Origin of the sequence: Paractinoplanes hotanensis (assembly GCF_023717965.1) — a bacterium.
GTDB classification, from domain to species: Bacteria; Actinomycetota; Actinomycetes; order Mycobacteriales; family Micromonosporaceae; genus Actinoplanes; species Actinoplanes polyasparticus.
Window position 1 is genome coordinate 69,589 of record NZ_JAMQOL010000046.1, and the last position, 24,934, is coordinate 94,522.

A 24,934-nucleotide genomic window follows, 5' to 3' on the forward strand; every position below is an offset into this window, starting at 1 on the left:
TCCTTCGCGCGCCGGCCGCCATCCGCCACGCCGGCCCGCTTCAGCTGGTCCAGAAATCCCAGGGATGACGACCGGGCCGGAAGCCGTGCGCCTCAGCCGCGTGGGCAGCCTCCCGAAAACCGCCGGCCAGCCCCGCGGGATGGTGGGCGTCGCTGCCGAACGAGAGAGCCGTGCCACCCTCCTCACGCCACCAGCGAAGAATCTCGGGACACAGCGGCACGCGGGAGTTGAGCTCCAGCACCCGGCCACCGTCGGCCACGGCCCGCAGCGCGAGACGGAACTCCTCCTCGTACGCGAAAGGGTCGAACGGCGCAGCGCCGACCGGCCAGAACCGCAACGGGTAGTCGATGTGCGCGAAGACAGCAAACGCATCGCTCCCGGCGACGACCGCCGGAATCCGTCGCAGGTACAGCCGGAGCGCCCTTTCCCGTCCGAAGTGCTCGAACAACATCGGCGGCTCGTAGAACTCCGGCCCGACCGGCAGCCCGTGCAACGACCCGAGCACCCGATCGAACCGCCCCGCACTCAGCACGTCCGCGACTGCTTCGACATGCAGATGGGGCTCCCCGATCTCGAGCCCACTCAGAATGCGCAACCCCGGAAACCGATCCCGGCAGCGCTCCACGGCCGCCAGATACCCGGCAGCGTCGAACGCCGGCGCGGTCACCCTCCCCCGCCCGTCGGCGAAGGAGGCCAGATGCGGACTCTCCTCCAGGGTGCCCCGATCGGCCGTCCACACGACGTGGTCGAGGTGCTCGGTGAAGGCCACCGCGGGCACCCCGATGGCGACGGCCCGCGCGCAGGTCCCCTCCATGTCCCCGATGTTCGTGTCCCACGACCATTCGCTGTGCACATGACTGTCAGCCGGCAGCATCCGAGCACCCCCCATTCACCTGTTCCCGCCGACCGGCGACCCGACACGCAACCGACTCAGCGGACCGGAAGTTGCCCATCAACCGCAGGAACGGCGGCGGCACACGCACTCGGCGACCACCCGACACGCACGCAAATCAGCGGATCGGGAACCTCCCCATCGACCGCAGATAGCGGCGGCGGTACACGCGCTGGGCGACCAGCAGAGCCGGAAAGGCCCAGCGCCAGGCGCCGCAGGCGGGACGGGTCAGCGACCGGATCGTCAGCCAGACCAGGCCGTCGGCCGACCGGTGGGCGACGAAGGCCTCCTCACCGCTGACCGGATGCCCGGTCAGGGTCCCGTACGAAAAACCCCGCCGTTCCGCTCGGTCGACTGTCTCGATCACCCGGATCGGTTCGGTCACCGTCACCGGGCCCACCCGGGCGGTCAGCCGGTAGTCGTCGCCGCCGACCGGACTCACCGCGAACCCGCTACGGGTCTTCACCTGCCAGTCGAGAACGCCGGCCCCGATCCTCGCCCAGTCGGCCGCACCCCGCCCGACGCAGACCGTTCGCTCGTACCGCCGATAGCCGACGGGCCGCTCGTCCCAGACCTCCCGCTCCGGCCGGGTCGCGCCCACAACGTCATAGCTCAACTCCGGCACCACGTCATGATCCCAGCCCAGCACCCCGGCAGGCCTGCGTTCGCTGCGTCCGCGCATGGTCACCCTCGGCCCCGTCCGTCCCAGCGCGAGAGAGCCTCGGCCCGCAAGCCCCGATGCCCCGGCTCGCAAGCCCCGATGCCGCCGCTCGCGAGCTCCGATGCCGCGACTCGCAAGCCCTGATCAGGATGAGGTGGGCGTCGGAACGCCGTTGGAAGGGTTGCTGTCGGCGGACACCGGATGCGGGATGCCCGGGGCAGGAGTGGAGCCGGGGGCCTCCCCCCGGGCCACCGCGCCAGGCGCTTCGGCCGGGTTGATGCCCGCGGCGGCGTACGCGTCGGCTTCGTCCAGTGTTTCGGTCTGGAGCAGACGATGGGCCAGGCTGTCGAGCTGCGGCCGGTGCGATCGCAGCAGGGACAGCGCCTCGGCGTAGCACTCGTCGACAATCTTGCGGACCTCGGCGTCGATGAGTTCCTTGGTGGCCGGGGCGACGCCGTCGCCGAACGGGGATTCCTGGCCCGGGGGCGGCAGGACGGTGACCGGGCCGATCGCGTCGGACATGCCCCAGCGGCCGACCATCTGGCGGGCGATGTTGCTGACCTGGTCGAGGTCGCTCTCGGCGCCCGTCGTCTCGTCGCCGAAGACGACCTGTTCGGCGGCGCGCCCGCCCAGGGCTCCGATGATGCGGCCCATGAGGTATTGCTTCGAGTAGCCGTAGCGGTCGCTCGACGGGCTCTGGAACGTGACGCCCAGGGCCTGGCCGCGCGGGATGATCGAGATCTTGCGGACCGGATCGGCGCCCGGGGTCAGCATGCCCAGCAGCGCGTGGCCGGATTCGTGGAACGCCGTGCGCTCCTTCTCGTCGGGGGTCAGCATCAGGCCTCGTACGGTGCCCAGCACGATCTTTTCGAGGGCGTCGGTGAAGTCGTTGTTCCGCACCTGGTCGTGCCCGCGCCGGGCGGCCAGCAGCGCGGCCTCGTTGACGAGGTTCTTCAGGTCGGCGCCGACCATGCCGGGGGTGGACGCCGCGATGCCGTCCAGGTCGACGCCGGGCGCGACGGGGACGCCGCGGGTGTGCACGACCAGGATGGCGCGGCGGCCCGCGAGGTCGGGCGGGCTCACCACGACACGGCGGTCGAAGCGGCCGGGGCGCAGCAGGGCGGGGTCGAGGACCTCGGACCGGTTGGTGGCGGCCAGCACGACCACGCCCTCGCTGCCGGTGAAGCCGTCCATCTCGGTGAGGATCTGGTTGAGCGTCTGCTCGCGTTCGTCGTTGCCGCCGAGAGACTGGGCACTGCCGCGGGCGCGGCCGATGGCGTCCAGCTCGTCGATGAAGATGATCGAGGGTGCCACCTTCTTCGCCTGGTCGAACAGGTCGCGTACGCGGCTGGCGCCGACACCGACGATGGCTTCGATGAACTCGGAGGCCGAGATCGAGAAGAACGGCACCTGGGCCTCGCCGGCGACCGCGCGGGCCAGCAGCGTCTTGCCCGTGCCGGGCGGGCCGCTGAGCAGCACGCCGTGCGGGATCTGGGCGCCGAGCTTGCGGTACTTCCCGGGTTCGCGCAGGAAGTCGACGATCTCGGTGACCTCCTGCTCGACCTCCTGGATGCCGGCGACGTCGGCGAACGTGGTGCGCGGTCCCGATTCCGGCTGGTAGAGCTTGGCCCGCGACTTGCCGAAGCTGCCCAGCACGCCGCCACCACCGCCGCCGCCCGCCATGCGCCGGCTGATCCAGATGAACAGGGCGACCAGCAGGATGGTCGGGCCGAAGCCGATCAGCAGCTGCTGCCAGATGGGCGCCGGCGCGTCCGGCGGGTTGGCGTTGACCGGCACGTTGTCGGCCTGCAGCTGCGAGAAGAGGTCGTCGTCGGCGAACGAGGGCCGCTGGGTGGTGAACCGGTCGACCTGCTCGGACTTGGTGTCGCCGGTCGGCGTGTAGGCGACTTCCTTCTTGAACTGGCCCTCGATCGTGTCGGCGGTCGACGTGATCTCGGCGACGTTGTCGCCCTGGACCTGGGTCAGGAAGAACGTGTACGACACGGGCGCGCGCTCGGGCGGCGCCAGGAAGAACGACGAGATGATCCAGTTGAGGGCGAGCAGGACGACCAGCATGCCGCCGAAGCGGACCCAGGAGGAACGCGGCCTCTTCGGGCCACCGGGTGCGGGACTGGGCGGCACGCCTTCCACCTTCCAGGGGTGGGGGCGCTGCGGCGGCTTCGCGTCTGGGGCATCGGCGGGCATGGCGCGAAGCTACCCCTGATATGGAGCGGGAATGCGCAGTCGTGACGCGCGCTACGCATGCCCGTCGTCACCACAGTCCGCATGAACCGACAAAGGCCGGGGCGCGGCCCGCGTACGCAGAGACGCGCGCCCGGGTGGGGGTCCGGGCGCGCGTCTGGCGTGGCTGGGCTGACGTGGCGTTCAGCCCCGGGTGGTGCTCACTCGTTGAGGGCGCAGGGGGCGAGGCCCTCGGCGTTCAGGTTCGGCTTGACGGCGTTGCGGCCGATCGCCGTCTCGATCCGGTTGATGGTGGCGAAACGCTTGTCCTCCAGCGGGCCGAGGATCGCGTTCTGAACGAAGGCCGGGCCGCCCTGGCCGACCGAGGACGCGATGCGGGCGTTGGCCTCGGCGATCTGCGTGTTCAGCAGCTCAAGGTTGCGCTGCACCTCGGCCGCGGCCTGAGCCGGGATCTCGGGCAGGTTGTTGACCTGGGGGCAGTTGACCGTGGCCACGGCCGCGTTGCCACCACCGGCGTTGCCGTTGCCGGCGTTGCCGCCGTTACCGGCTGCGGGAACCTCGACCGGCTGCTCGGCCGAGTTGCCGCCGTTCTCGTTGAGCGAGCAGGTAGACAGTCCCTCGGCGTTCAGGTTCGGCTTGACGGCGTTGCGGCCGATCGCCGTCTCGATCCGGTTGATGGTGGCGAAACGCTTGTCCTCCAGCGGGCCAAGGATCGCGTTCTGGATGAAGGCGGGGCCGCCCTGGCCGACCGAGGACGCGATGCGGGCGTTGGCCTCGGCGATCTGCGTGTTCAGCAGCTCCAGATTGCGCTGCACCTCGGCCTGCGCCTGGGCCGGCACGGCAGGCAGGTTGTCGACCTGGGGGCAGTTGACCGTGGGAACGGCCGCCGCGCCGTCACCGCCGCCGGCGTTCGCACCGCCGCCGGCATTCGCGCCGCCGCCGTTGTTGCCCGCCGCCGGCACCTCGACCGGCTGTTCGGCCGAGTTGCCGCCGTCCTCGTTGAGCGAGCAGGTCGACAGGCCCTCGGCGTTCAGGTTCGGCTTGGCCGCGTTGCGACCGATCGCCGTCTCGATCCGGTTGATCACCGCGAAACGCTTGTCCTTCAATGGGCCCAGAACCGCGTTCTGGATGAAGGCCGGGCCACCCTGGCCGACCGAGGACGCGATCCGGGCGTTGGCCTCGGCGATCTGCGTGTTCAGCAGCTCCAGATTGCGCTGCACCTCGGCCTGCGCCTGGGCCGGCACGGCGGGCAGGTTGTTCACCTGGGGGCAGTTCACGGTGGGCACCGTCTCGGCGGCCGAGGCAACGCCGAGGCCTACACCGGCGAGGACCACGGCGACACCCGCGACCGCACCGATCTGCCAGCGGCGCGAATTCGTGCGGGACTTGTTGTACCGGGATCTGTACATTGGAGCTGCGCCTTCCGCCAGGGGGACCGTTTTTGGCTACGGCCATCCATACGGGAGCGCTCCCACGAGGGATTACCGCTTAAGGAACTCTTAAGACGATCTTTCTCGGCCACCCGCAGAACCGCAGGTCAGAGCCGCCCGGCTTCGGCAACCGCGTCCGCGCCGACAACGGCTTCCGCCCGCGTCACCCGCCGCGACCGCTACTGACTTCGGACCATCCCCTCGTCACCCCCGCCTCAGGCTGAACCCGCCACCCCGGGACCGGCCGCCCGGGTTCTGCACACGAAATGATCAAGCGGCAGATGGACGAGCGTGCCGGATTCGACGTGCCGCAAAGCGCGTTCTGCTGTCCGGCCGAGGGTCCGGCCAAGCGGACTGCTTCTGATCGGCCGGACGGAGCCCGCCACTCGTCGCCGGCCCCGCCCCGGTCACCAGGCAAATGGCGTCGCCTGACTCGACGGCCCGCAGTACGGTGGGCGGCACCCGATGAATGAGGTGAGTGCGGTGCATCCGATCTTGTGACAGCCCCAGAACGGGGCTGCGCGGAGCCGGAAGGTGACCGTTTCATGAGTCGGACCGACAAAACTCGGCCCTGGTGGGTGCAGCTGGTGGATGCGCCGGGGGTGAGTTGCAAGCCTGTGCACGACCATCGCTTCGGGCCGTGCACGCTGCCGAGCCGGGCTGTGCCCCAGCGGGCAAACCGCGGCCGGTGCCACTGGGTGGGCACGGCAGCCTTCAACATGCGGCGCTGTGAGAGCCACGGGCACGTCGAATCGAGCTTCTTCAACCGCCAGGAGCGGCGGCGTGACCGGCGCCAGACCCGCCGGTCGCTGCGTGCCTCGTACCCCGCAACGCGTTAGTCCGTCCGCCGGTCACACGGGCGGCGCCCCGCGTGACCGGCACAACAACACCCGCGCGACCGACACAACAACACGCCCAGCGCCCCGCGCGAGCAGCGAAGCATCTCCCCAGACGGCGCTGCGGGGTCGCGTGGTCGGCGGAGCTGTCGGTCAGAAGCCCAGGATGTCGGCCAGCCACGGGTTGCGGAACGTGCCGGCCGGGTCGTAGCGGCGCACGAGCTGCTCGAAGTCGGCGAAACGCTCGTACCCGGAACGGATCGTCGACGGCGTCTGGGTGAAGACCTTGCCCAGGTGAGGGCGCGGCGACAACGGGGCCAGGCGCTGTTCGAGCTCGGCCACCACGGGGGTCACGGCGTCGGCGTCGGCGATCCAGGTGAAGTGCAGGGCCATGCTGTCGCGGTGGTAGTTGGGGCTCAGCCACAGGTCGTCGGCCTTGATCGTGCGGATCTCGCACACCTGCAGCACCGGGGCCACCCGGTCGCGGATCGAGGCCACGGCGTCGATCGCGGCCAGGCCGTCCTCGCGGGCCACGTGGTATTCGGACTGGAGTTCCTCGCCGCTGGACGGAGTGAACTCCATGCGGAAGTGGGGCAGTCGCTGGTGCCACGGGCCGGGGACGCCGCCCTGCTCGGTGCTGTTGACCGCGGGCATGCCGGGCACCGGGTGGCGCGGACCGTCGGCCAGGCGGGCGCCGTACCAGTCGCCGTTCATCGGCTCGGTGCGCTTCAGCCAGGCGTGGCTGATGTCGAGGCTGGTCCAGTTGGTGAACAGGCTGACGCTGTAGCCGTCGGCCAGCATCTCGTGCAGGTGCTGCTCGACCGAGGCCCGGGGCACGTTGTCGTACACGTATTGGCGCAGTTCGAAGGCCGGCTGGACGTCGACCGTGAGGGCGACGACGACGCCGAGAGCGCCCAGGTTGACGACGGCGCCCGGGAAGTCGGCGTCGCCGCGGGCCAGCGTGACCAGTTTGCCGGAGCCGTCGACGAACTCGATCGACGAGACGGCGGCGGCCAGGTTCTGGTTCTTCTCGCCCGAGCCGTGCGTGGCCGTGGCGACCGCGCCGGCCACCGAGATGTGCGGCAGCGACGCCGTGTTGTGCAGGGCCAGCCCGTTGTCGTAGAGGTGGGCGGCCAGCACGCCGTAGCGGATGCCTCCGTCGACCCGCACCGATTTGCGGTCGGCGCTGATCTCGGCCAGGCGCGGCAGCTCGGCGAGCGAGACCAGCGTGCCGTCGGTGTCGGCCATGCGGTTGAAGGAGTGGCCGCTGCCCAGCACCTTGATCGGCCCACCACCGGCGACGATCTGCTGCACCTCGTCCACCGACGTGGGCCGGCGCACCTCCCGCGCACCGAAGACGACGTTGCCGGCCCAGTTGGTCACTTGCTCGCTCATGCGACCACCCTAAAACCCCTTCCCGTACACCGGGCGGCCGTGCCCGGTTGTCCGGACCGCCCGAATCGGAACCCACCGCGACAACCACCCAAAACACCCACGCGGCGGCCCTACCGCGCGAACAATACGGTCGATACAGCCGATGCCACGGTGAGCCGGACGGCCGAGGAGACCACCGCCCAAGGGCGTGAGCCGGAGACGGCCGGCTCGGCGACCGATGAGTCCGGCCGTTCCGGGCGGTCCTACAACCATGACGGTCGTGTTCGCCGTCGGCGCGGGGGTCACCCGTGCCGACATCCCGTGCCTGTGCGCGGCGCTGGCCGATCTGTTGCGTGGCCGCGCGGGACCGGGCCAGGTCGTCTGTGACGTCTCGGACGCACAGCCCGACGTGGTCACCATCGAGGCCCTGGCCCGGTTGCGCATGACCGCGGGCCGTTACGGCTGGCGCTTCAACACTCAGGGCGCCACCAGCGAGCTGCTGATGGTCTTCAGCCTGATGGGCCTGGGCGGCCTGTTCTTCTCGGGTCGCTACGCGCGCGGATATCCCCCACCGACCCCGGGGCGAACCGGGGTCGGTGGACGGGATCGGCGCGGTTCAGGCGGGCAGGCTTTCGGGCAGGCCGAAGAGCGGGAACAGGCGCTGGGTGTCGAGGAAGTTGTTGATCCCGGCGATCCGGCCGTCTGAGATCTCGAGGACTATCAGCGCCCACGGCACGTGGCCGGGGCCGTGCTCGTCGCGGCGGTATTGGGCGAAGGCGGGCAGGCCGTTGGCCACGAGCGGGATCAGGCGGGAGCCCTCGCAGCCGGCGCCGGTGCCGGACATCCAGGCCGTGATGTCGGCGTGGCCGCGCAGCCACAGCGGCAGCGGCGGCATCGACAGCGTCGCGTCCTCGTGGAGCAGGGCGGTGAGCGCGGTCAGGTCGTACGCCTCGAAGGCCTGCACGTAGCGGGCCAGCAGCTTCTTCTGCTCGTCGTCGGAGGGCTCGAGCACCTGGGCGCCCTTGTCGGCCGCGGCGATCGTGGCCCGGGCCCGCTGCAGGGCGCTGTTGACGCTGGGCACCGACGTGTCGAGCAGGTCGGCCACCTCTTGCGCCGACCAGGCCAGCACCTCGCGGAGGATGAGCACGGCACGTTGCTTGGGCGGCAGGTGTTGCAGCGCGGCGACGAAGGCGAGCCGGATCGACTCGCGGTCGGCGACCACCTGAGCCGGGTCGGCCACCGCGGCCAGCACCCGCCCGTCGGGCACCGGGCCGACCCAGATCTCGTCGGGCCGGGGCTCGCCCGGATGGGTGGCATGACCGTCGCCGGGGCCGCCGAGTTCCATCGGCCGGGCCCGCCGCTGGGCGCTGCCGAGCATGGTCAGGCAGACGTTCGTGGCGATGCGGTAGAGCCAGGACCGCAGGGCCGAACGGCCCTCGAAGCCCTCGTAACTCTTCCAGGCGCGCACGAGAGTGTCCTGGACAGCGTCCTCCGCCTCGAAGGCGGAACCGAGCATGCGGTAGCAGTAACCGGTCAGCTCGGGGCGGAACGTCTCCAGCTGGGACTCGATGGGGGTGGCCACGTCGCTCACGAGTCCGAACCTAGCCCAGGGGTACGACAAGAAAAACCTCTGCGCACACCGATGAGTACTCCGGACGTGCCAGGTCTTAGGGGTGTCGCACAGAGCACGAGACGCCCCGGAGGCACACAATGACGAACTGGACCCAGGACAACGCCGGCAACGGTCAGTACGCCGAGGTCAACGGGATCAACCTGTACTACGAGTCGCACGGCGCGGGCCGCCCGCTGATCCTGCTGCACGGCGGCCTCGGCTCGGGCGAGATGTTCGGGCCGATCATCGGTCAGTTCGCCGACGGCCACCGGGTGATCCTGGTCGACCTGCAGGGTCACGGCCGCACGGCCGACATCGACCGCCCGCTGCACATCACGTTCATGGCCGACGACGTGGCTGCCCTCATCGACCACCTCGGCCTCGAGAAGCCGGACGTGGTCGGCTACTCGCTGGGCGGCGGGGTGGCCCTGCAGCTCGCGATCCGCCACCCGGCCAAGGTCGGCCGGTTGGTCGCGGCCTCGGCCGGCATCCGGCGCAACGCCACCTACCCCGAGATCCTCGAGCAGCAGGGCCAGGTGGGTCCCGAGGCGGCCGAGTTCATGAAAGAGACCCCGATGTACGAGCTGTACTCGCGGGTGGCGCCCCGTCCGGAGGACTTCCCCCGCCTGCTCGGCAAGATCGGCGAGGCCATGGCGAAGGACTACGACTACACCGAGGAGGTGCGCAACCTCCAGGTGCCTACGCTGATCGTGGCGGCCGACGCCGACATGTGCCCGCCGAGCCACTTCGTCGAGGTGTTCGAGCTGCTCGACGGCGGCCTGCGCGACGGCGGCTGGATGGGCGAGGGCCGGCCCAAGGGCGGGCACGCGCTCGCCATCCTGCCCGGCCTGACCCACTACAACCTGTTCATGTCCCCGCTGTTCGCCGCGGCCGCCCTGGGCTTCGTCGACGCCACGGAGTGAGCCGACTCTAATCGTGGCCTCAGGTTGATCGGGGAGAATGAGCCGAAACATCAACTGGAGGAGCGGCCGGCGTGCGAATCATGATCGCGGATGACGAGGCGGCCATCCGTGAGTCGCTGGAGCGGGTGCTCCAGGTCGAGGGTTACGACACCAGCACCGTCGCCAACGGTCTCGCCGTCCTCGACGGGGTCGGTGGCGGGGCGCCGGATCTGCTGATCCTCGACGTGATGATGCCCCGCCTCGGCGGGTTGGAGACCTGCCGGCGGTTGCGAGCGGCGGGCCAGGATCTGCCGGTGCTGATGCTGACCGCTCGGGACCAGGTCTCCGACCGGGTCGCCGGGCTGGACGCGGGCGCCGACGACTATCTGCCCAAGCCGTTCGCCACCGAGGAGTTGCTGGCCCGCGTCCGTGCCCTGCTGCGCCGCCGCGCGCCGGGCGACGACGAGTCGCCGATCCTGTCGTACGCCGACGTCCGGCTCGATCCCGACAGGTTCGAGGCGTGGCGGGGCGGGCGGTCGCTGCACCTGACCCGGACCGAGTTCTCCCTCCTGCAGGTCCTCGTACGCAACGCGACCCGGGTCTTGACCCGCGACGCGCTGTTCGAGGCGATCTGGGGCTTCGACATGAGCACCACCGCCAACAACCTTCAGGTATACGTGAGCTATCTGCGCCGCAAGATGGAGGCCGGGGGCGAGCCGCGACTGATCTACACGCTGCGCGGCCTGGGATACACGTTGCGGGAGACTCCTCCGTGAGCGGGCCCGCCGGCCGGGCACCGCGCCGGCTGACCCGATGGTGGCGGCGGCGGTCGCTGCGGAGCAGGCTGACGATGATCGCGGCGACGGCCATCGCGGTCAGCGTGTTCGTGGCCTTCCAGGTGGCCAGCGAGCTGATGGACCGGAAGCTGCGGGACACCGCCGAGAATCAGCTGCGCGCCGACGCCCTAGTCCTGGCGACGAACGCGGAGCGCGCCGGTCCGGCGCAGGTCGAGCTACCGCCGTATCCCGGATCCGGTCGGCTGGTGCGGGTCATCCTGTCCGACGGCTCGACCCGGACGCCGGCCGGCCAACCCGCGCTGCCCCCCGTCAGCGAGCACGCCGGGCGCGTGGCGCAGGGCGCGTCGACCGACCTGCTGGAGTCGACCGACTGGGACGACGGCTACATCGTCTACACGCTGCGGGCGGGCGACGGCGCGGTCCAAGTGGCCCACCTCGCCGACGACAGCCCGATCAACCAGTTCGGGTTCGGCATGCTGCTGATCGGGCTGTTCTGCGTGGCCGGCGGCGCCCTTGTCGGGCGGGCCGTGGCGCGGACCGCGCTGGCACCGATCGACCGGCTGACCGCCGCCGCGGTCCGTGTCGCGCACACCCAGGACCTCGACGCCGACATCCCGGACGAGGGTGGCGGGGAGATCCGGCGGCTGATCCAGTCGATCAACGACATGCTCGCCGCGCTCCGGGACTCCCGGCGGTCCCAGCGGCTGCTCGCCGAGGACGCCGCCCACGAGCTCAAGACCCCGCTCACCAGCCTGCGCCTCAACATCGAGCTGCTGATCCGGCTCGATCGGCGCGGCACCCTGGACAGCGCACTGCCGGCGGAGAGCCGGACCCGGCTGCTCAACGATCTCGGCGCCCAGGTGGCCGAGTTGAGCACCCTTGCCGCCGAGCTGACCGACCTGGCCCGCGGTGACATCAACGACGAGAGCACCGAAGTGCTCGACCTCGCCGACGTGGCGGTGGCCGCCGCGACCCGGGCGCGTTCCCGCGTGCCCGACATCGAGATCGCGCTCGACCTGACCTCCGTGTGGGTGAGCGGGCGTCCCGCTGCGCTCCAACGGGCAGTGCTCAACCTCATCGACAACGCCGGCAAGTGGTCCCCCGCGGACCAGCCGGTCCAGGTCCGGCTCCGAACCGAGGGCGCCTCGGCCGTGCTCGAGGTCGACGACGCCGGGCCCGGCATCGACGCCGCCGACATGCCGCGGGTGTTCGACCGGTTCTACCGTGCCGGCAGCGCCCGGGCGCTGCCGGGATCCGGCCTGGGGCTGTCGATCGTGCAGCGGGTCGTCGACGCTCACGGCGGCCGGGCCGCCGTCGCCCGCTCCGCACGCGGTGGCGCGCTGCTTCGGGTCGACCTTCCGGCCGCGGCCCCGCCCGCCCCGATCGCGCGGCTCGCCGCCGGGGAGGACACCGCGGTGCGCTGACCGGCCCCGGCGCGTGGCGCAGGACCGAAGGGCGGCGACCGTCGGACCCATGAAGAAGATCCGGGACGGGCCTGAGCCCGTCCCGGATCTCGTCCGTGCCGCCGCGCTCACCGTTGCAGCGCGGGCTCCTCGTCGTCGGCGAGTGACCGGTGCCTGGCCGGTGGCTCCGCCGGTGGGCGGGATAGCCGGCTGGGTGCCCACATCCGCCGGCCGAGTAGCAGGGTGAGGGCGGGTACCAGGACCGACCGCACGAGCAGGGCGTCGAGCAGGACGCCGAAGGCGATGAGGAACCCGAGTTCGACCAGCATCACCAGCGGAAGTGAGACGAGGACCGCGAACGTGGCCGCCAGGACCAGGCCGGCCGAGGTGATCACGCCGCCGGTGGCCGAGAGGGCTTTGAGCATGCCGTCTCTGGTGCCGAGGCGCAGGGTCTCCTCCCGGGCCCGGTGGGTCAGGAAGATGTTGTAGTCGACGCCGAGCGCTACCAGGAACATGAAGGCCAGCAGCGGCACCGAATAGTCGATGCCTTTGAACCCGAGGATGGTGTCGAAGACGAAGACGCTGCCGCCGAAGGCCGCAGCGAAGGAGACGATCACGGTGGCCATCAGGATCAGCGGGGCCACGATGGCGCGTAGCAGCAGCCCGAGGATGATCAGGACGACGGCGAGTACCAGCGGGATCACCACCTTCTGGTCGCGTCTGGTGGTCACGTCGGTGTCGAGGTGCTCCGCACTCGGCCCGCCGACGATCGCTTCCGCCCCGTTGACCGTGTGTACGGCGGTGCGCACCCGTTTGATCGTGTCGTACTCCGCGGTGGTGTCCGGCGCGTCGGTCGGGTACACGGAGATGTCGACCCAGCCGCCCTTGGTCTCGCCCGTTTCGGCCTGGGCCACGCCGGGGACGCCCTTGACGACGTTGAGGACCCGCTCCTGGTACGCCGCCCGGGTGAAGACCGTCATCGGCTGGCCGCCGAGTTCCGGGAAGTGCTGACGCAGAACAGTGAAGCCGGCGACCGATTCCGGCGTGGACAGGAACTGGTCCTGCTCGCGCAGGACGTTGGTGTTGCCCGACAGGCCGACGGTGAGCACGCCGAGGACTCCGAGCGAAGCGAGCGTGGCCACCCACCGGCGGCGGTTGATCGCGGTGCCGAGCCGTCCCCACAGCCCCGGCTTCTGCTGCATTGCCGTGCCGAACCGGGGGATGGCCGGCCAGAAGATCCGCCTGCCGAGCACCACGAGCAGCGCCGGGAACAGCGTCAGCATGGCCACCAGCGCGCAGAGGATGCCGGCCGCACCGATCGGGCCCAGCCCGCGGGTTTCGTTCAGGTCCGCGGCGAGCAGGCAGAGCAGGCCGGCGACCACGGTGGCCGCGGATGCGACGATGGCCGGCGCCGCGCGGCGTAGTGCATGGAGCATCGCGACTCGGACGTTTTCGTAGTGGTGCAGTGCTTCCCGATATCGGGCGATGAGCAACAGCGCGTAGTCCGTGCCGACGCCGAACACCAGGATCGTCAGCAGCGCCGAGTTCTGGCTGTTGATCACGAGGCCGAAGCCCTTGACGAGCAGGTAGACGGTCGCCATCGAGGTCAGCGCGGCGACACCCACGGCCACCAGCGGGACGAACCACAACACCGGGCTGCGGTAGGTGAGGATGAGCAGGATGGTGACGACGATGATGGTGGTGAGGAAGACCTGCACGTCGATGCCGTCGAAGACAGCGTCCATGTCGGCGTCGATCCCTGCCGGGCCGGTCACCTTGAGGTCCAGGCCGGCGGGGCGGTCCTTCGCGGTGTCCCGCATCGGGCCGATGATGACCGCCGGTTCGCCGTAGGTCGTGCTCACGTTGAGGGTGAACACCATCGCCTTGCCGTCGTTGGAGCGCTGCGTCGCCGGGCCCTCGTCGTCCTCGCCGGCCGGCGGCGCCACCTTCGGCGGGTACCGCTTGGCCAAGGTGTCGTAATGACGCTCGACCGCCGCGCGGTCGGCAACGGTCAAGCCACCAGCACGGTGGTACACGAAGACAAACGTGTTGTCCTCACCACCGGGAAGCCTGTCCTCCAGCGCCGCCACCTTCGTGGACTCGGCACTGGCCGGCAGACCATCCACGGCCCTGTCCTTGGTGACCGAGCCCAACTTCCCGCTCAGCGGCACCATGACCACCGCCAGCGCCATCCACAACCCGATCACCAACCACGGCACCCACCGGCCGGCCAACCGACCGGCCGGCCCTTCCCCGGGCGGAGCTGCGTTGTCTGCCATCACTAGCCTCCTGCATTCGGATTCCACGCAGGTCTGGTGCCTGCTGCGTACTTCGTAGTCACCGAATCTGAGACGATGGTTAATGCGCCGCTCAAGCCGCGTCGCCGACCTCCGCGCGGTCGACAGCTGCGGACTGGTGCTCGCCGTCCTGGTTACCGACGGACACCTTCGAGCCGGTTGAGCCTGAAGAGCACGGCGTGCACGGCGAAAAGCGCGAAGCCGGCCAGCACGGGCAGCAGCACCGGATGGACGAATGCCGCCAGCGCCGCCACGACCAGCACCACGCCGGTCGTGGCGGCCAAGGCCTGCGGTCTGCCGGCCGCGAGCGCTCCCGCCCGCCGTACGGAATGAGGCGCCGGCGAACCGGCCAGCCCAACCACCAGAGCGGCGAAACCGGCGCCCAGCGCCGCCGCCAGCAACACGGCGGCGACCACAGCGGCCCCGCCCGGCACGTCACCGCGGCGCAGCGCCGCCACGTCGACGACCACCAGCCACCCGGCGGCCAGCACCAGCGGACCGGCGAACAGGCCGGGCACCAGCCGGGTACGGAAATCGACCCAGCACTCGGCGGCCGTCGGCCACCGGCCGATGCTGAGCAGCCGGTGGAGGGCAGCGCTCCCCGCGCCCAGTGCCGCCCCGGCCGTGACGACGGGCAGGCAGGCCAGCGTCACCAGGATGCCCAGCAACGCCAGGTCGGCGGCGAACCGCAGCGAGTCACGCCAGTCGTGCGGCACGAGTGATCACCCCTTGAGGCCGCTGGTGTTGATGCCCTCGACCAGCAGGCGCTGGAAGGCCACGAAGAACAGGAAGACCGGGACCAGCGACAGCAGGGACATGGCGAACATCGGGCCGACCGCGTTCTCGCTGCCGGAGTCGATGAACAGGGTCAGCGCGACCGGCGCCGTGTAGTCCTTGAGGTCGGACAGGAAGACCAGCTGGCGGAAGAAGTCGTTCCAGGTCCAGATGAACGAGAAGATCGCCGTGGTGACCAGGGCCGGCCGGGACAGCGGCAGGATCACGTGCCGGAAGATGCTGTAGGGCGAGGCGCCGTCGATCACCGCGGCCTCGTCGAGCTCACGCGGGATGCCCCGCATGAACTGGACCATGAGGAACACGAAGAACGCCTCGGTGGCCAGGAACTGCGGCAGCAGCAGCGGCAGGTAGGGCCAGTCGCCGCCGACCCAGCCGAGGCTGCGGAACAGGATGTACTGCGGGATGATCAGCACGTGCCCGGGCAGCAGCAGGGTGCCGATCATGACGCCGAACCAGATGCCGCGCAGCCGGAAACGCAGACGGCTGAACGCGTACGCCGCCAGCAGGCACGAGATCGTGTTGCCGGCCACCGTCAGGAGCGAGACGAGCGCGCTGTTGAGGAAGAAGCGCCCGAAGTTGACGTCGAACTTGTTCCAGCCGTCGGCGAAGTTGCCCGGCGTGAACTCGCGCGGGATCAGCCCGATGTTGTTGACGATCTCCTGCGGCGACTTGAACGACGTGCCCACCATCCACACCAGCGGGTAGAGCACGATGGCCAGGATCAGCAGGAGGGCCGCGAGGCGGAACGGAAACCGCATCACCGCTCCTCGTTGTCGGAGTAGTGGACCCAGAAGCGGCCCGTGTTGAACAGCAGCACCGTGATCGCGCCGATCACGATCAGGAAGACCCAGGCCATCGCCGACGCATAGCCCATGTTCAGGTCGACGAACCCGGCGATGTAGAGGTTGAGCGAATACATCAGCGTGGAGTCGACCGGGCCGCCGGTGCCGTTGGAGAGCACGAAGGCCGATGTGAAGCCCTGGAAGCCGTTGATGGTCTCCAGCACCAGGTTGAAGAAGATGACCGGCGACAGCATCGGCAGCGTGATGTGCACGAATTTGCGCCACGGGCTGGCGCCGTCGACCGACGCCGCCTCGTAGAGCTCGACCGGCACCTGCTTCAGCCCGGCCAGGAAGATCACCATCGGCGCGCCGAACTGCCAGACGGCCAGCAGGATCAGCGTGGACAGCGCCCAGTCGGGATCGTTGACCCAGGGCAGTCCCTCGATGCCGAAGATCGCCAGGAACGAGTTGAAGGCGCCGTCGCGGTTGAACATGCTGACCCACACGATGGCCAGCGCGACGCTGCCGCCGAGCAGCGACGGCAGATAGAACAGGCCCCGGAAGACCGAGATGCCGCGCATCGTGCGGTTGAGCAGCAGCGCCACGGCGAGCGCGGCAGCCAGCTTGAGGGGCACCGCCACCAGCGCGAACGTCACCGTGACCTGCACCGCGTGCCAGTAGGACTGGTCGGCCGTGAACATCCGCCGGTAGTTCTCGAGGCCGATCCAGTTCGCCTCGGTCAGCGGGATCAGCGGGCTGTAGTCGGTGAAGCTGAGATACAGCGAGATCAGCATCGGGATCGCCGTGATGCCGAGCAGGCCCAGCAGCCACGGCGAGAGGAACACGTAGCCGGCCAGGTTCTCCTGGCGGCGGCGGACCCGCCGCCCCGGCTGCGGGGCAGCCGGAGCGACGGGTGCTGGGGTCAGGGTGGAGGCGGTCACGAGGCGCCGATCGCCGCCTTGGCGGCGGTGACGTACGCCGCTGCGGCTTGCTCCGGGGTCTGCCGCCCGTAGATGACCTCTTCGGCCACCCGGACCAGCTCGGAGCGCACTTTGCTGTGGCCCTGCGGCGGCACGGTCGGCGGGTTCGGCCCGAATTTCGCTCCCAGCTCGTCCTGGACGGCGATCGTCTGTTTCATGTCGGCGTCGGTCACGGTGGCGGCGATCTGCTGACGGATTTCGGTGTTCGGCGGCAAGCCGCGGTCGGTGCCGAGGATCTTCGCCGCGTCCGGGTCGTTGGCCAGGAAGTTGATCACGTCGACCGCGATGTCCTTGTGCTTGCTGCCGCGGAACGCCGAGAAGTAGAGCGACGCACGCGCCCACTGCACGCTCGGGTCACCCGGGTAGGCCATTAGACCCAACTCGTCCTCGGTGTTCTTCTTCAGCTCGGGCATCTGGTTGGTCCAGACCCACGACGTGCCGGCCTTGCCCGTCACGACCAGCTGCTTGCTGACGTCGCTGGCGTTGCCCTCATGGATGACGTCCGGCGTCGGCGTGGCCCCCTTGGCGCGGGCGTCCTTCCAGAGCGTGAACCACTTGGTCATGTCGGCCTCGTCGAACCCGAGTTGCTTCCCCGCGTACAGGTCCTTGCCGTTCTGCCTCAGGTAGACCCAGAGCGCCTGGTAGACCGCGCTCGCGTCCTGGGTGCCGGGCAGCTTGGCCGTCGTGGAGACGCCTGCTGCCCAGTCGATGAACTCCTCCCAGCTCATGCCGGTCTTGGGCTCGGGCAGCTTGTGCTTGGCCAGCAACGTCTTGTTGTAGACCAGCCCCTGGGTGTTCTCCCCCATGGCGACGCCGACCAGCTTGCCGTCGACCTCGCCGTACTTGCGCAGGCTGGCCGGGAACTTGCTGACGTCGAGTTTGCCGTTCTGCGTGTAAGGCGTCAGGTCGAGCGTGACCCCGCGGCCCGCATACTCGGAGATGTAGTTGTCGTCGATCTGGAAGATGTCGGGTGCGTTGCCCCCGGCGGTGAGGGTGGCGAGCTTGTCGAAGTAGCCCTGGTTTCCCTGCCAGGTCTTCTTGAACGTGACGTCCGGGTGTTTCTGGGTGTAGAGCGCGAGCGCCTGGTCGGTCAGCTCGGCGCGCTTCTCGGCGCCCCACCAGAAGATCGACAGCTCGGTCTTGCCGTCGCTGCCACCTCCGTCGTCGCCGCCGCAGGCCGCGGCGCCCAGCAGGAGCGGAACTGTAAGGGCGGCGGCGAGTAACCGGCGCCGGGTAGTACGTTGAGCGGGCGTGACCGCCCGCGTGATGGGCTCCATGGCGCTTCTCCTTCAGGAAGCGACACCTTCCGGGGCGTTCACGTCGCCCGGGTCCGCAGGGCTGTGCGGACCCGGGCCCCGCCCCGTCGAGTCGCGGATGACCAGTTCGGTCTGCAGGTGGATGTGTGCGGTGGTGCGGCGGTCGTCGCCATGCGCGAGCAGCATGTCGACGGCCGCCCGACCAGCGGCGGCGGTGGGGGTCGCCACCGTGGTCAGCTTCGGGCGGGTCAGTCGGCTGAGCATGATGTCGTCGATCCCGACGACGCTGACGTCGGCGGGCACCCCGGCCCCGGCCGCCATCAGACCTTCGATGAGACCGATCGCCATGAGGTCGTTGTAGGCGAGCACGGCGGTGGCGCCGGCCCGCAGCACGTCCTGGGCGACCGTGAGCCCACCGAACTCGGTCGGCGCGTTGGGGCCGATGATGGTCAGCTCGGCCCCGGCGGCGCGGGCGGTGGCAGCGGCCGACCGCCGGATCTCGCGGCTGGTCCACGACCCGCGCGGGCCGCCGAGCAGGGCGAGGTGGCGGTGTCCGAGCGCGGTGAGGTGTTCGACCGCGGTGCGGGCGCCGCGGGCGACGTCCATCACGACGGCCGGGATGCCGGCGATCTGCCGGTTCACCACGACCAGCGGCACCTCGCGGCTGAGCCGTTCGATCAGCGTGTTGCTCATGCGCGGGCTGACCAGCAGCACGCCGTCGACCTGCTTGGCCAGGGCGCGCACCACCTCTTCCTCGAGCGCCGCGTCCTCGTTGGTGTCGGCGACGAAGATGTGGTGGTCGTGCTTGCGGGCCTGACTCTCGGCCGCCTTGATCAGCGGCGGGAAGAACGGGTTGGCGATGTCGGCCACGATCAGGCCGATGTTGTAGGTGCGGCCGGTGATGAGCGCGCGGGCGGCCCGGTTCGGGCGGTAGCCCAGCTCCTCGGCGTGAGCCAGGACGCGGCTGCGGGTGTTGGGGTTGACCAGATGCGGCGCCGAGAACGTGCGCGACACGGTCGAGATGTGCACTCCGGACGCCCGAGCGACGTCGCGAATGGTCACCGCCATGCCCCGGCCTCCTTTGTGGTTTGTGGCCCCGGTCACGTGATGACAGCCATTAATGCAAGCGGTTGCACAGCTGTCAATGGCGTTGTGTTGCATCCAGATGACAAACGGATGCTTCGGATGCGCTCTTAATCGGGCATATACCGCCGAAACCAGCGCGAGTCATTGACGCGGCGGGATCGATAGTCCTAACTTCGCTGCAAACCTTTGCCGTCGCAGAGCCGGAGTGATCATGGCTAGACGCAGAATCGCCGTCATCGGCACCGGCCATCGCGCCGGGATGTTCATCCGCGCAGTCACCGACGACCACGCCGGCACGGCCGAACTGGTCGCCCTGGCCGACGTCAACCAGGCCCGGATGGACGTCCACAACGGCTGGCTGACGAAACCCGTGCCCACCTACCAGGCGGCCGGCCTCGCCACCATGCTGGCCCGGGAACGGGTCGACGAGCTGATCGTGACCAGCGTGGACAGCACGCACGCCGGCCACATCGTGACCGCGCTGGAGGCCGGCTGCGACGTCATCACCGAGAAACCGATGACCGTGGACTCGCCGAGCTGCGACCGCATCCTGGACGCGGTCGAGCGCACCGGCCGCCGCGTGCAGGTCGCCTTCAACTACCGCTTCAACCCCGTGCACGAGGTGGTGCGCACGCTGCTGGCCGGCGGCGAGATCGGCGAGATCGGCTCGGTGCACTTCGAGTGGCTGCTCGACGTGCGGCACGGCGCCGACTACTTCCGCCGCTGGCACCGCGACAAGGCCAGTTCGGGCGGGCTGCTCGTGCACAAGTCGGGGCACCACTTCGACCTGGTCAACTGGTGGCTGAGCGCGGCGCCGGCCGAGGTCTACGCGTCCGGGCGGCTGTTCTTCTACGGCGATCAGGGACGCGGCCGCGGGCAGGCCGACGACCGGTTCGCGCTCGACCTCACCGCCGACCCGCGGCTGCGGGCGCTCTACGTCGAGCCGTCGGCCGAGGACGGCTACCACCGCGACCAGGACGTCTTCGCGCCCGGCGTCAGCATCGAGGACGACCTCGCCGTGCTGGTGCGCTACGACTCCGGCGCCACGATGAGCTACCACCTCACCGCGTACGCGCCGTGGGAGGGCTACCGGCTGATGGTCAACGGCAGCAAGGGCCGCCTCGAGCTCGAGGTGGTCGAGAGCGACCACGTCAGCCCGGCCGCGGCCGGCCAGGTCAAGCAGGGCGCCAGCCCCGAGTCCGGGTCGGTGACGCTGACCATCCGGCCGTTCTGGTCACCGCCGTACGCCGTGGAGCTGCAACCCGTGGACCGCGAGGGACACGGCGGCGCCGACAAACGGATGACCGCCGTGCTGCTCGGCGGCGAGACCGACCCCATGCACCGGTCGGCGACCGCCGACGACGGGGCCCTGGCCCTGCTCACCGGTCTGGCCGCGAACGAGAGCCTGGCCACGGGCCGGCCGGTGCACGTGAAGGAGACGAGATAGTGCCCGACCCGATTCTCACCACCGACCTGGCCCGCGAGCTGCACGCGGTGGCGCGCGACCTGCCGCTGATCAGCCCGCACGGCCACGTCGACCCGGCGCTGCTGGCCGACGACCAGCCCTTCGAGGACCCGGCCCGGCTGCTGATCGTGCCCGACCACTACGTCACGCGCATGCTGCTCAGCCAGGGCATCCCACCCGACCGGCTGGGCGTTCCGCGGCGCGACGGCGGCCCGGTCGAGACCGACCCGCGCACGATCTGGCGGCTGCTCGCGGCGAACTGGCACCTCTTCCGGGGCACGCCGTCCCGGCTGTGGCTCGAACAGACCTTCCGTACGGTGTTCGAGGTCGAGACCCCGTTGCGCCGGGACACCGCCGACGAGGTGTACGACGCGATCGCCGCCCGCCTGACCGAGCCGGCGTTCCGCCCGCGGGCGCTGTTCGAGCGCTTCGGCCTCGAGGTGCTGGCCACCACCGAGTCCCCGACCGACGACCTCGCCCGGCACGCCAAGCTGGCCGCCGACGGGTGGGAGGGCCGGGTCATCAGCACGTTCCGCCCGGACGACGTGGTCGACCTGGAACGCGAGGACTGGGCGGCCAACGTCGGGCGGATGGGCGAGCTGGCCGGGGAGGACACCGGCACGTACGCCGGATATCTGGCCGCGCTGCGCGTACGGCGGCAGGACTTCATCGCGATCGGCACCACGTCGTCCGATCACGGGCACCCGACGGCCCGCACGGTCGACCTCTCCCCCGCCGACGCGGCCAAGCTCTACGACCGGGCGCTGCGCGGCGAGACCTCGGCCGCCGACGCGGAGACGTTCCGCGGTCACATGATCCTCGAGTTCGCCCGGATGTCGATCGACGACGGCCTGGTGATGCAGCTGCACCCGGGCGCGTCGCGCGACCACAACCGGGCGCTGTTCGCCGCGCACGGCCGCGATGTGGGCGGCGACATCCCGCAGGCGACCGACTACGTCCACGCGCTGCGGCCGCTGCTGGAGGCGTACGGGATGGACCCCCGGCTGCGGGTGGTGCTCTACACGCTCGACGAGACAGCGTTCAGCCGGGAGCTGGCCCCGCTGGCCGGCGGTTATCCCGCGCTGTTCCTGGGCGCGCCGTGGTGGTTCCTGGACACGCCGGACGCGATGCGCCGCTTCCGCGAGGCGGTCACCGACGCGGCGGGCTTCTACAACACGGCCGGGTTCGTCGACGACACCCGGGCCTTCTGCTCGATTCCCGTACGCCATGACGTGGCCCGCCGGGTCGATGCCGCCTACCTGGCCACTCTGGTGGAGCAGGACCGCCTGCCGTTCGACGAGGCGGCCGAGACGATGGCCGACCTCGCCTACCACCTGCCCAAGCGGATCTTCAAGCTCGAGAAGGGTGCCGGCGCATGACCACCATCACCGGGTTCGAGGTGCACGACGTGCGCTTCCCCACCGCGGCGGTCGGCGACGGCTCCGACTCGATCAACCGCGGCGACTACTCGGCGACCTATGTCGAGCTGGCCACGGACGAGGGCGTGACGGGCACCGGTTTCACCTTCACCAACGGCCAGGGCAACGAGATCACCTGCGATTCCGTACGCGCCATGGCCCCGCTTCTGCTCGGGCGGAGTGTCACCGATCTGACCGCAGAGCCGCCCCGGTTGCTCACGGCCCACCCGCAGCTCCGCTGGATCGGCCCCGAGAAGGGCGCGATCCACATGGCGACCGGCGCCCTGGTCAACGCCGTCTGGGACGCGCGCGCCAAGGTGGCGGGCAAGCCGATGTGGCAGCTGCTGGCCGAGCTACCCACCGCCGAGCTGCTGTCGTGTGTGGACTTCCGGCACATCGACGACGCGCTCACGCCGGACGAGGCGGCCGCGATCCTCGACAAGGGCCGCGTGGGCCTCGAGGACCGGCTGGCCGTGTTGCGGAGTGACGGTTTCCCGTCGTACACCACAAGCGTCGGCTGGCTCGGTTACCCCGACGACAAGGTGCGCGCGCTGACCCGGCAGGCCTACGCCGAGGGCTGGCGGGCCATGAAGATGAAGGTCGGCGGCCCGATCGAGGACGACGTGCGGCGGGCCGGCATCATCCGCTCCGAGATCGGCCCGGACGCGCTGCTCATGATGGACGCCAACCAGATCTGGGGCGTCGGCGAGGCCATCGCCGCCATGGCCCGGCTGGCCGAGTTCGACCCGTACTGGATCGAGGAACCGACCCATCCCGACGACGTGCTCGGCCACGCGCGCATCCAGCGGGCGGTGAGCCCGATCCGGGTCGCCACCGGCGAGGTCGCGGCCAACCGGGTCGTCTTCAAGCAGCTGCTGCAGGCCGAGGCGATCGGCGTGATGCAGATCGACGCGTGCCGGGTCGCCGGCATCCCCGAGGTGCTGGCCGAACTGCTGCTGGCCGCGAAGTTCGGCGTGCCGGTGTGCCCGCACGCGGGCGGGGTCGGCCTGTGCGAACTGGTCCAGCACCTGGCGATCTTCGACTACCTGCGGGTCGGCACGTCGCTCGACGGCCGCATGATCGAGTACGTCGACCACCTGCACGAGCATTTCACCGACCCGGTGCGTACGCGTGACGGCCGCTACCTCGTGCCGGAGCAACCGGGTTACAGCTCCGATCTGCGCCCGGCCTCGATCGCCGAGTTCTCGTTCCCGGGCGGCCCGGCATGGAACTGAGCCGGGCGTCCCTGAGCAGCGTCCCGGCCGCGAGCCGCCCCCGGATCGCCGCGCCCGCGCCCGGCATCGTGCATCTCGGCGTGAGCGCCTTTCATCGGGCCCACCAGGCCGTCTTCACCGAGGACGCGATGGCCGCGGCCGGCGGCGACTGGGGCATCGTCCATGTGGCGCCCCGCTCGCCTCAGATCGTCGGCGCCATGCGCGACCAGGACGGGCTCTTCAGCGTCACCACGCTCGGCCCGGACGGCTCGAGCACCCGGGTGATCGGCTCGTCGGCCGGACAGATACTGGCCGCGGCCGACCCGGACGCGGTCGTGAAGCTGCTGGCCGACCCGGCCGTCAAGGTCGTGACGCTGACCGTGACCGAGAAGGGCTACCGGCTCGATCCGGCGACCGGGCGGCTACTGCTCGACGACGAGTTGCGGGCCGACCTCGAGACCGGACGGTCGCCGCGTACGGTCCCGGGACTGCTCATCCGCGGGCTGTGCGCCCGACGGCGGGCCGACGCGGGGCCGATCGCCCTGGTCAGCTGCGACAACCTGCCGGCCAACGGCCATCGGGTGCGCGGCCTGATCGACACGCTGGCCGTGGCCAAGGGGGTCAGCGAGTGGGTGCAGGAGAACGTGACCTGCCCCGGCACGATGGTCGACCGGATCGTGCCCGCCACCACGGCAGCCACCTTGGACCTGGCCGCGCGAACGTTGGGCGTGCGCGATCGGGCAGCCGTCAACGGCGAGCCGTACTCGGCCTGGGTGATCGAGGACGCTTTCCCGGCCGGGCGCCCGGCCTGGGACCAGGCCGGGGCGGTGCTCACCGACGACCCGCGGCCCTGGGAGACGCTGAAGCTGCGGTCGCTGAACGGCGTGCACTCGGCGATCGCGTACCTCGGCGCGGTGGCCGGCCGGGAGACCATCGCGGCCGCCCTCGAACTGCCGGGACTGGCCGGCGTGCTGCGGCGCCTCATCACCGAGGACATCGCGCCGAGCCTGGTGCCGCCGTCCGGTGTGGACACCGTCGCGTACGGCGAACAGGTGCTGACCCGGTTCGCCAATCCCGCCATCGAGTACCGGACCGTCCAGGTGGCGATGGACGGCTCACAGAAGCTGCCGCCCCGGGTGCTGCACACGATCCAGCAGCGACGCGAGGCCGGGGCCGTGCCCCGCTGGGCGGCCCTGGTGGTGGCGGCCTGGATGCGCTTCGTCCAGGGCGTCTCCGACGAGGGCCGCCCGCTGCCGCTCGACGACCCGCTGGCCGACCGGATCCGGGCCCGCCTGGCCGCCGGCCCGTCCACCCCGGACGGCGTGGTGGACGCGCTGCTGGGCCTGGACACGATCTTCAGCCCCGACCTGGCCGAGGACGCCGAGTTGCGCGTCGTCCTGGTGGAATGGCTGACCGCCCTGGACAAGCACGGCGTCGCCGCCACCCTGGCCGGCGCCTGATGGCTTCGCCGCTGAGCAGGTTTCCCACCGGCCGCCCACCCGGGACGAGACGTCTCGTCTCGGATGGGGCAC

Annotated in this window: 20 protein-coding genes; 8 read left to right on the top strand and 12 right to left on the bottom strand. The window is 70.5% G+C overall.

Going from position 1 to position 24,934, the window contains the following annotated elements:
• Nucleotides 1-40: 40 nt before the first annotated feature.
• From LXN57_RS31415 to LXN57_RS31435, 5 genes are all read right to left on the bottom strand, one after another.
• Nucleotides 41-874 (bottom strand): PHP domain-containing protein, encoded by an 834-nt coding sequence (locus LXN57_RS31415; RefSeq protein WP_251801805.1) that lies wholly within the window; start codon nt 872-874, stop codon nt 41-43.
• Between the two features lie 136 nt (nt 875-1,010).
• Nucleotides 1,011-1,574 (bottom strand): DUF1990 domain-containing protein, encoded by a 564-nt coding sequence (locus LXN57_RS31420; protein ID WP_251801892.1) that lies wholly within the window; start codon nt 1,572-1,574, stop codon nt 1,011-1,013.
• 123 nt (nt 1,575-1,697) lie between these two features.
• Nucleotides 1,698-3,758, bottom strand: a complete 2,061-nt coding sequence (ftsH, locus tag LXN57_RS31425) for an ATP-dependent zinc metalloprotease FtsH (protein ID WP_251801806.1) — start codon at nt 3,756-3,758, stop codon at nt 1,698-1,700.
• Nucleotides 3,759-3,955: 197 nt separating this feature from the next.
• Nucleotides 3,956-5,164 carry a hypothetical protein gene (locus tag LXN57_RS31430; RefSeq protein ID WP_251801807.1) on the bottom strand — a complete coding sequence of 403 codons (1,209 nt, stop codon included), beginning with the start codon at nt 5,162-5,164 and terminating at the stop codon, nt 3,956-3,958.
• Nucleotides 5,165-6,174: 1,010 nt separating this feature from the next.
• Nucleotides 6,175-7,416, bottom strand: a complete 1,242-nt coding sequence (locus LXN57_RS31435; RefSeq protein ID WP_251801808.1) for an FAD-binding protein — start codon at nt 7,414-7,416, stop codon at nt 6,175-6,177.
• A gap of 250 nt (nt 7,417-7,666) precedes the next feature.
• On the opposite strand from LXN57_RS31435, the gene LXN57_RS31440 reads away from it, so the two are divergent.
• The gene (locus LXN57_RS31440; RefSeq protein ID WP_251801809.1) at nt 7,667-8,101 is read left to right on the top strand and encodes an STAS domain-containing protein; all 435 of its coding nucleotides are present in this window, start codon (nt 7,667-7,669) and stop codon (nt 8,099-8,101) included.
• Here LXN57_RS31440 and LXN57_RS31445 read toward each other — a convergent pair.
• Complete coding sequence (locus tag LXN57_RS31445) at nt 8,012-8,986, bottom strand: sigma-70 family RNA polymerase sigma factor (protein ID WP_251801810.1); 975 nt, start codon at nt 8,984-8,986, stop codon at nt 8,012-8,014. The two genes, LXN57_RS31440 and LXN57_RS31445, sit on opposite strands and share 90 nt — an antisense overlap.
• 119 nt (nt 8,987-9,105) lie before the next feature.
• Here LXN57_RS31445 and LXN57_RS31450 point away from each other — a divergent pair, with 119 nt between their 5' ends.
• The 3 genes from LXN57_RS31450 to LXN57_RS31460 all read left to right on the top strand — a co-directional run bounded on the left by LXN57_RS31450 (nt 9,106) and on the right by LXN57_RS31460 (nt 12,130).
• Complete coding sequence (locus tag LXN57_RS31450; RefSeq protein WP_251801811.1) at nt 9,106-9,930, top strand: alpha/beta fold hydrolase; 825 nt, start codon at nt 9,106-9,108, stop codon at nt 9,928-9,930.
• Nucleotides 9,931-10,010: 80 nt separating this feature from the next.
• Nucleotides 10,011-10,685, top strand: coding sequence for a response regulator transcription factor (locus tag LXN57_RS31455; protein ID WP_251801893.1), 675 nt, complete (start codon nt 10,011-10,013; stop codon nt 10,683-10,685).
• A gap of 74 nt (nt 10,686-10,759) precedes the next feature.
• Nucleotides 10,760-12,130 (top strand): HAMP domain-containing sensor histidine kinase, encoded by a 1,371-nt coding sequence (locus LXN57_RS31460; protein WP_251801812.1) that lies wholly within the window; start codon nt 10,760-10,762, stop codon nt 12,128-12,130.
• Nucleotides 12,131-12,237: 107 nt separating this feature from the next.
• Here the strand turns inward: LXN57_RS31460 and LXN57_RS31465 are convergent, their stop codons facing one another.
• The 6 genes from LXN57_RS31465 to LXN57_RS31490 form a co-directional block, all read right to left on the bottom strand.
• Entirely contained in the window at nt 12,238-14,388 is a 2,151-nt protein-coding gene (locus tag LXN57_RS31465) for an MMPL family transporter (protein WP_251801813.1), read from the bottom strand.
• Between the two features lie 152 nt (nt 14,389-14,540).
• The gene (locus tag LXN57_RS31470; protein WP_251801814.1) at nt 14,541-15,122 is read right to left on the bottom strand and encodes a hypothetical protein; all 582 of its coding nucleotides are present in this window, start codon (nt 15,120-15,122) and stop codon (nt 14,541-14,543) included.
• A gap of 6 nt (nt 15,123-15,128) precedes the next feature.
• A complete protein-coding gene (locus LXN57_RS31475) occupies nt 15,129-15,959 on the bottom strand; it encodes a carbohydrate ABC transporter permease (protein WP_221380086.1) in 831 nt (276 codons plus the stop codon).
• A complete protein-coding gene (locus tag LXN57_RS31480; RefSeq protein ID WP_438872935.1) occupies nt 15,959-16,909 on the bottom strand; it encodes a carbohydrate ABC transporter permease in 951 nt (316 codons plus the stop codon). Before LXN57_RS31480 ends, LXN57_RS31475 begins: the two co-directional genes overlap by 1 nt.
• Before the next feature lie 11 nt (nt 16,910-16,920).
• Nucleotides 16,921-18,240: an ABC transporter substrate-binding protein gene (locus tag LXN57_RS31485; RefSeq protein ID WP_251801815.1), complete on the bottom strand. Its 1,320-nt coding sequence runs from the start codon at nt 18,238-18,240 to the stop codon at nt 16,921-16,923.
• A gap of 12 nt (nt 18,241-18,252) precedes the next feature.
• Nucleotides 18,253-19,287, bottom strand: coding sequence for a LacI family DNA-binding transcriptional regulator (locus tag LXN57_RS31490; RefSeq protein ID WP_251801816.1), 1,035 nt, complete (start codon nt 19,285-19,287; stop codon nt 18,253-18,255).
• A gap of 229 nt (nt 19,288-19,516) precedes the next feature.
• On the opposite strand from LXN57_RS31490, the gene LXN57_RS31495 reads away from it, so the two are divergent.
• From LXN57_RS31495 to LXN57_RS31510, 4 genes are read left to right on the top strand one after another with little or no spacing between them, the layout of a single operon-like run.
• Complete coding sequence (locus LXN57_RS31495) at nt 19,517-20,752, top strand: Gfo/Idh/MocA family protein (RefSeq protein WP_251801817.1); 1,236 nt, start codon at nt 19,517-19,519, stop codon at nt 20,750-20,752.
• A complete protein-coding gene (gene uxaC, locus LXN57_RS31500; protein ID WP_438872936.1) occupies nt 20,749-22,149 on the top strand; it encodes a glucuronate isomerase in 1,401 nt (466 codons plus the stop codon). Before LXN57_RS31495 ends, uxaC begins: the two co-directional genes overlap by 4 nt.
• Nucleotides 22,146-23,423 (top strand): enolase C-terminal domain-like protein, encoded by a 1,278-nt coding sequence (locus tag LXN57_RS31505; RefSeq protein WP_251801819.1) that lies wholly within the window; start codon nt 22,146-22,148, stop codon nt 23,421-23,423. The genes uxaC and LXN57_RS31505 overlap by 4 nt, the downstream gene beginning before the upstream one ends.
• Entirely contained in the window at nt 23,414-24,862 is a 1,449-nt protein-coding gene (locus LXN57_RS31510) for a mannitol dehydrogenase family protein (RefSeq protein WP_251801820.1), read from the top strand. The genes LXN57_RS31505 and LXN57_RS31510 overlap by 10 nt, the downstream gene beginning before the upstream one ends.
• The last annotated feature ends 72 nt before the right edge of the window (nt 24,863-24,934 follow it).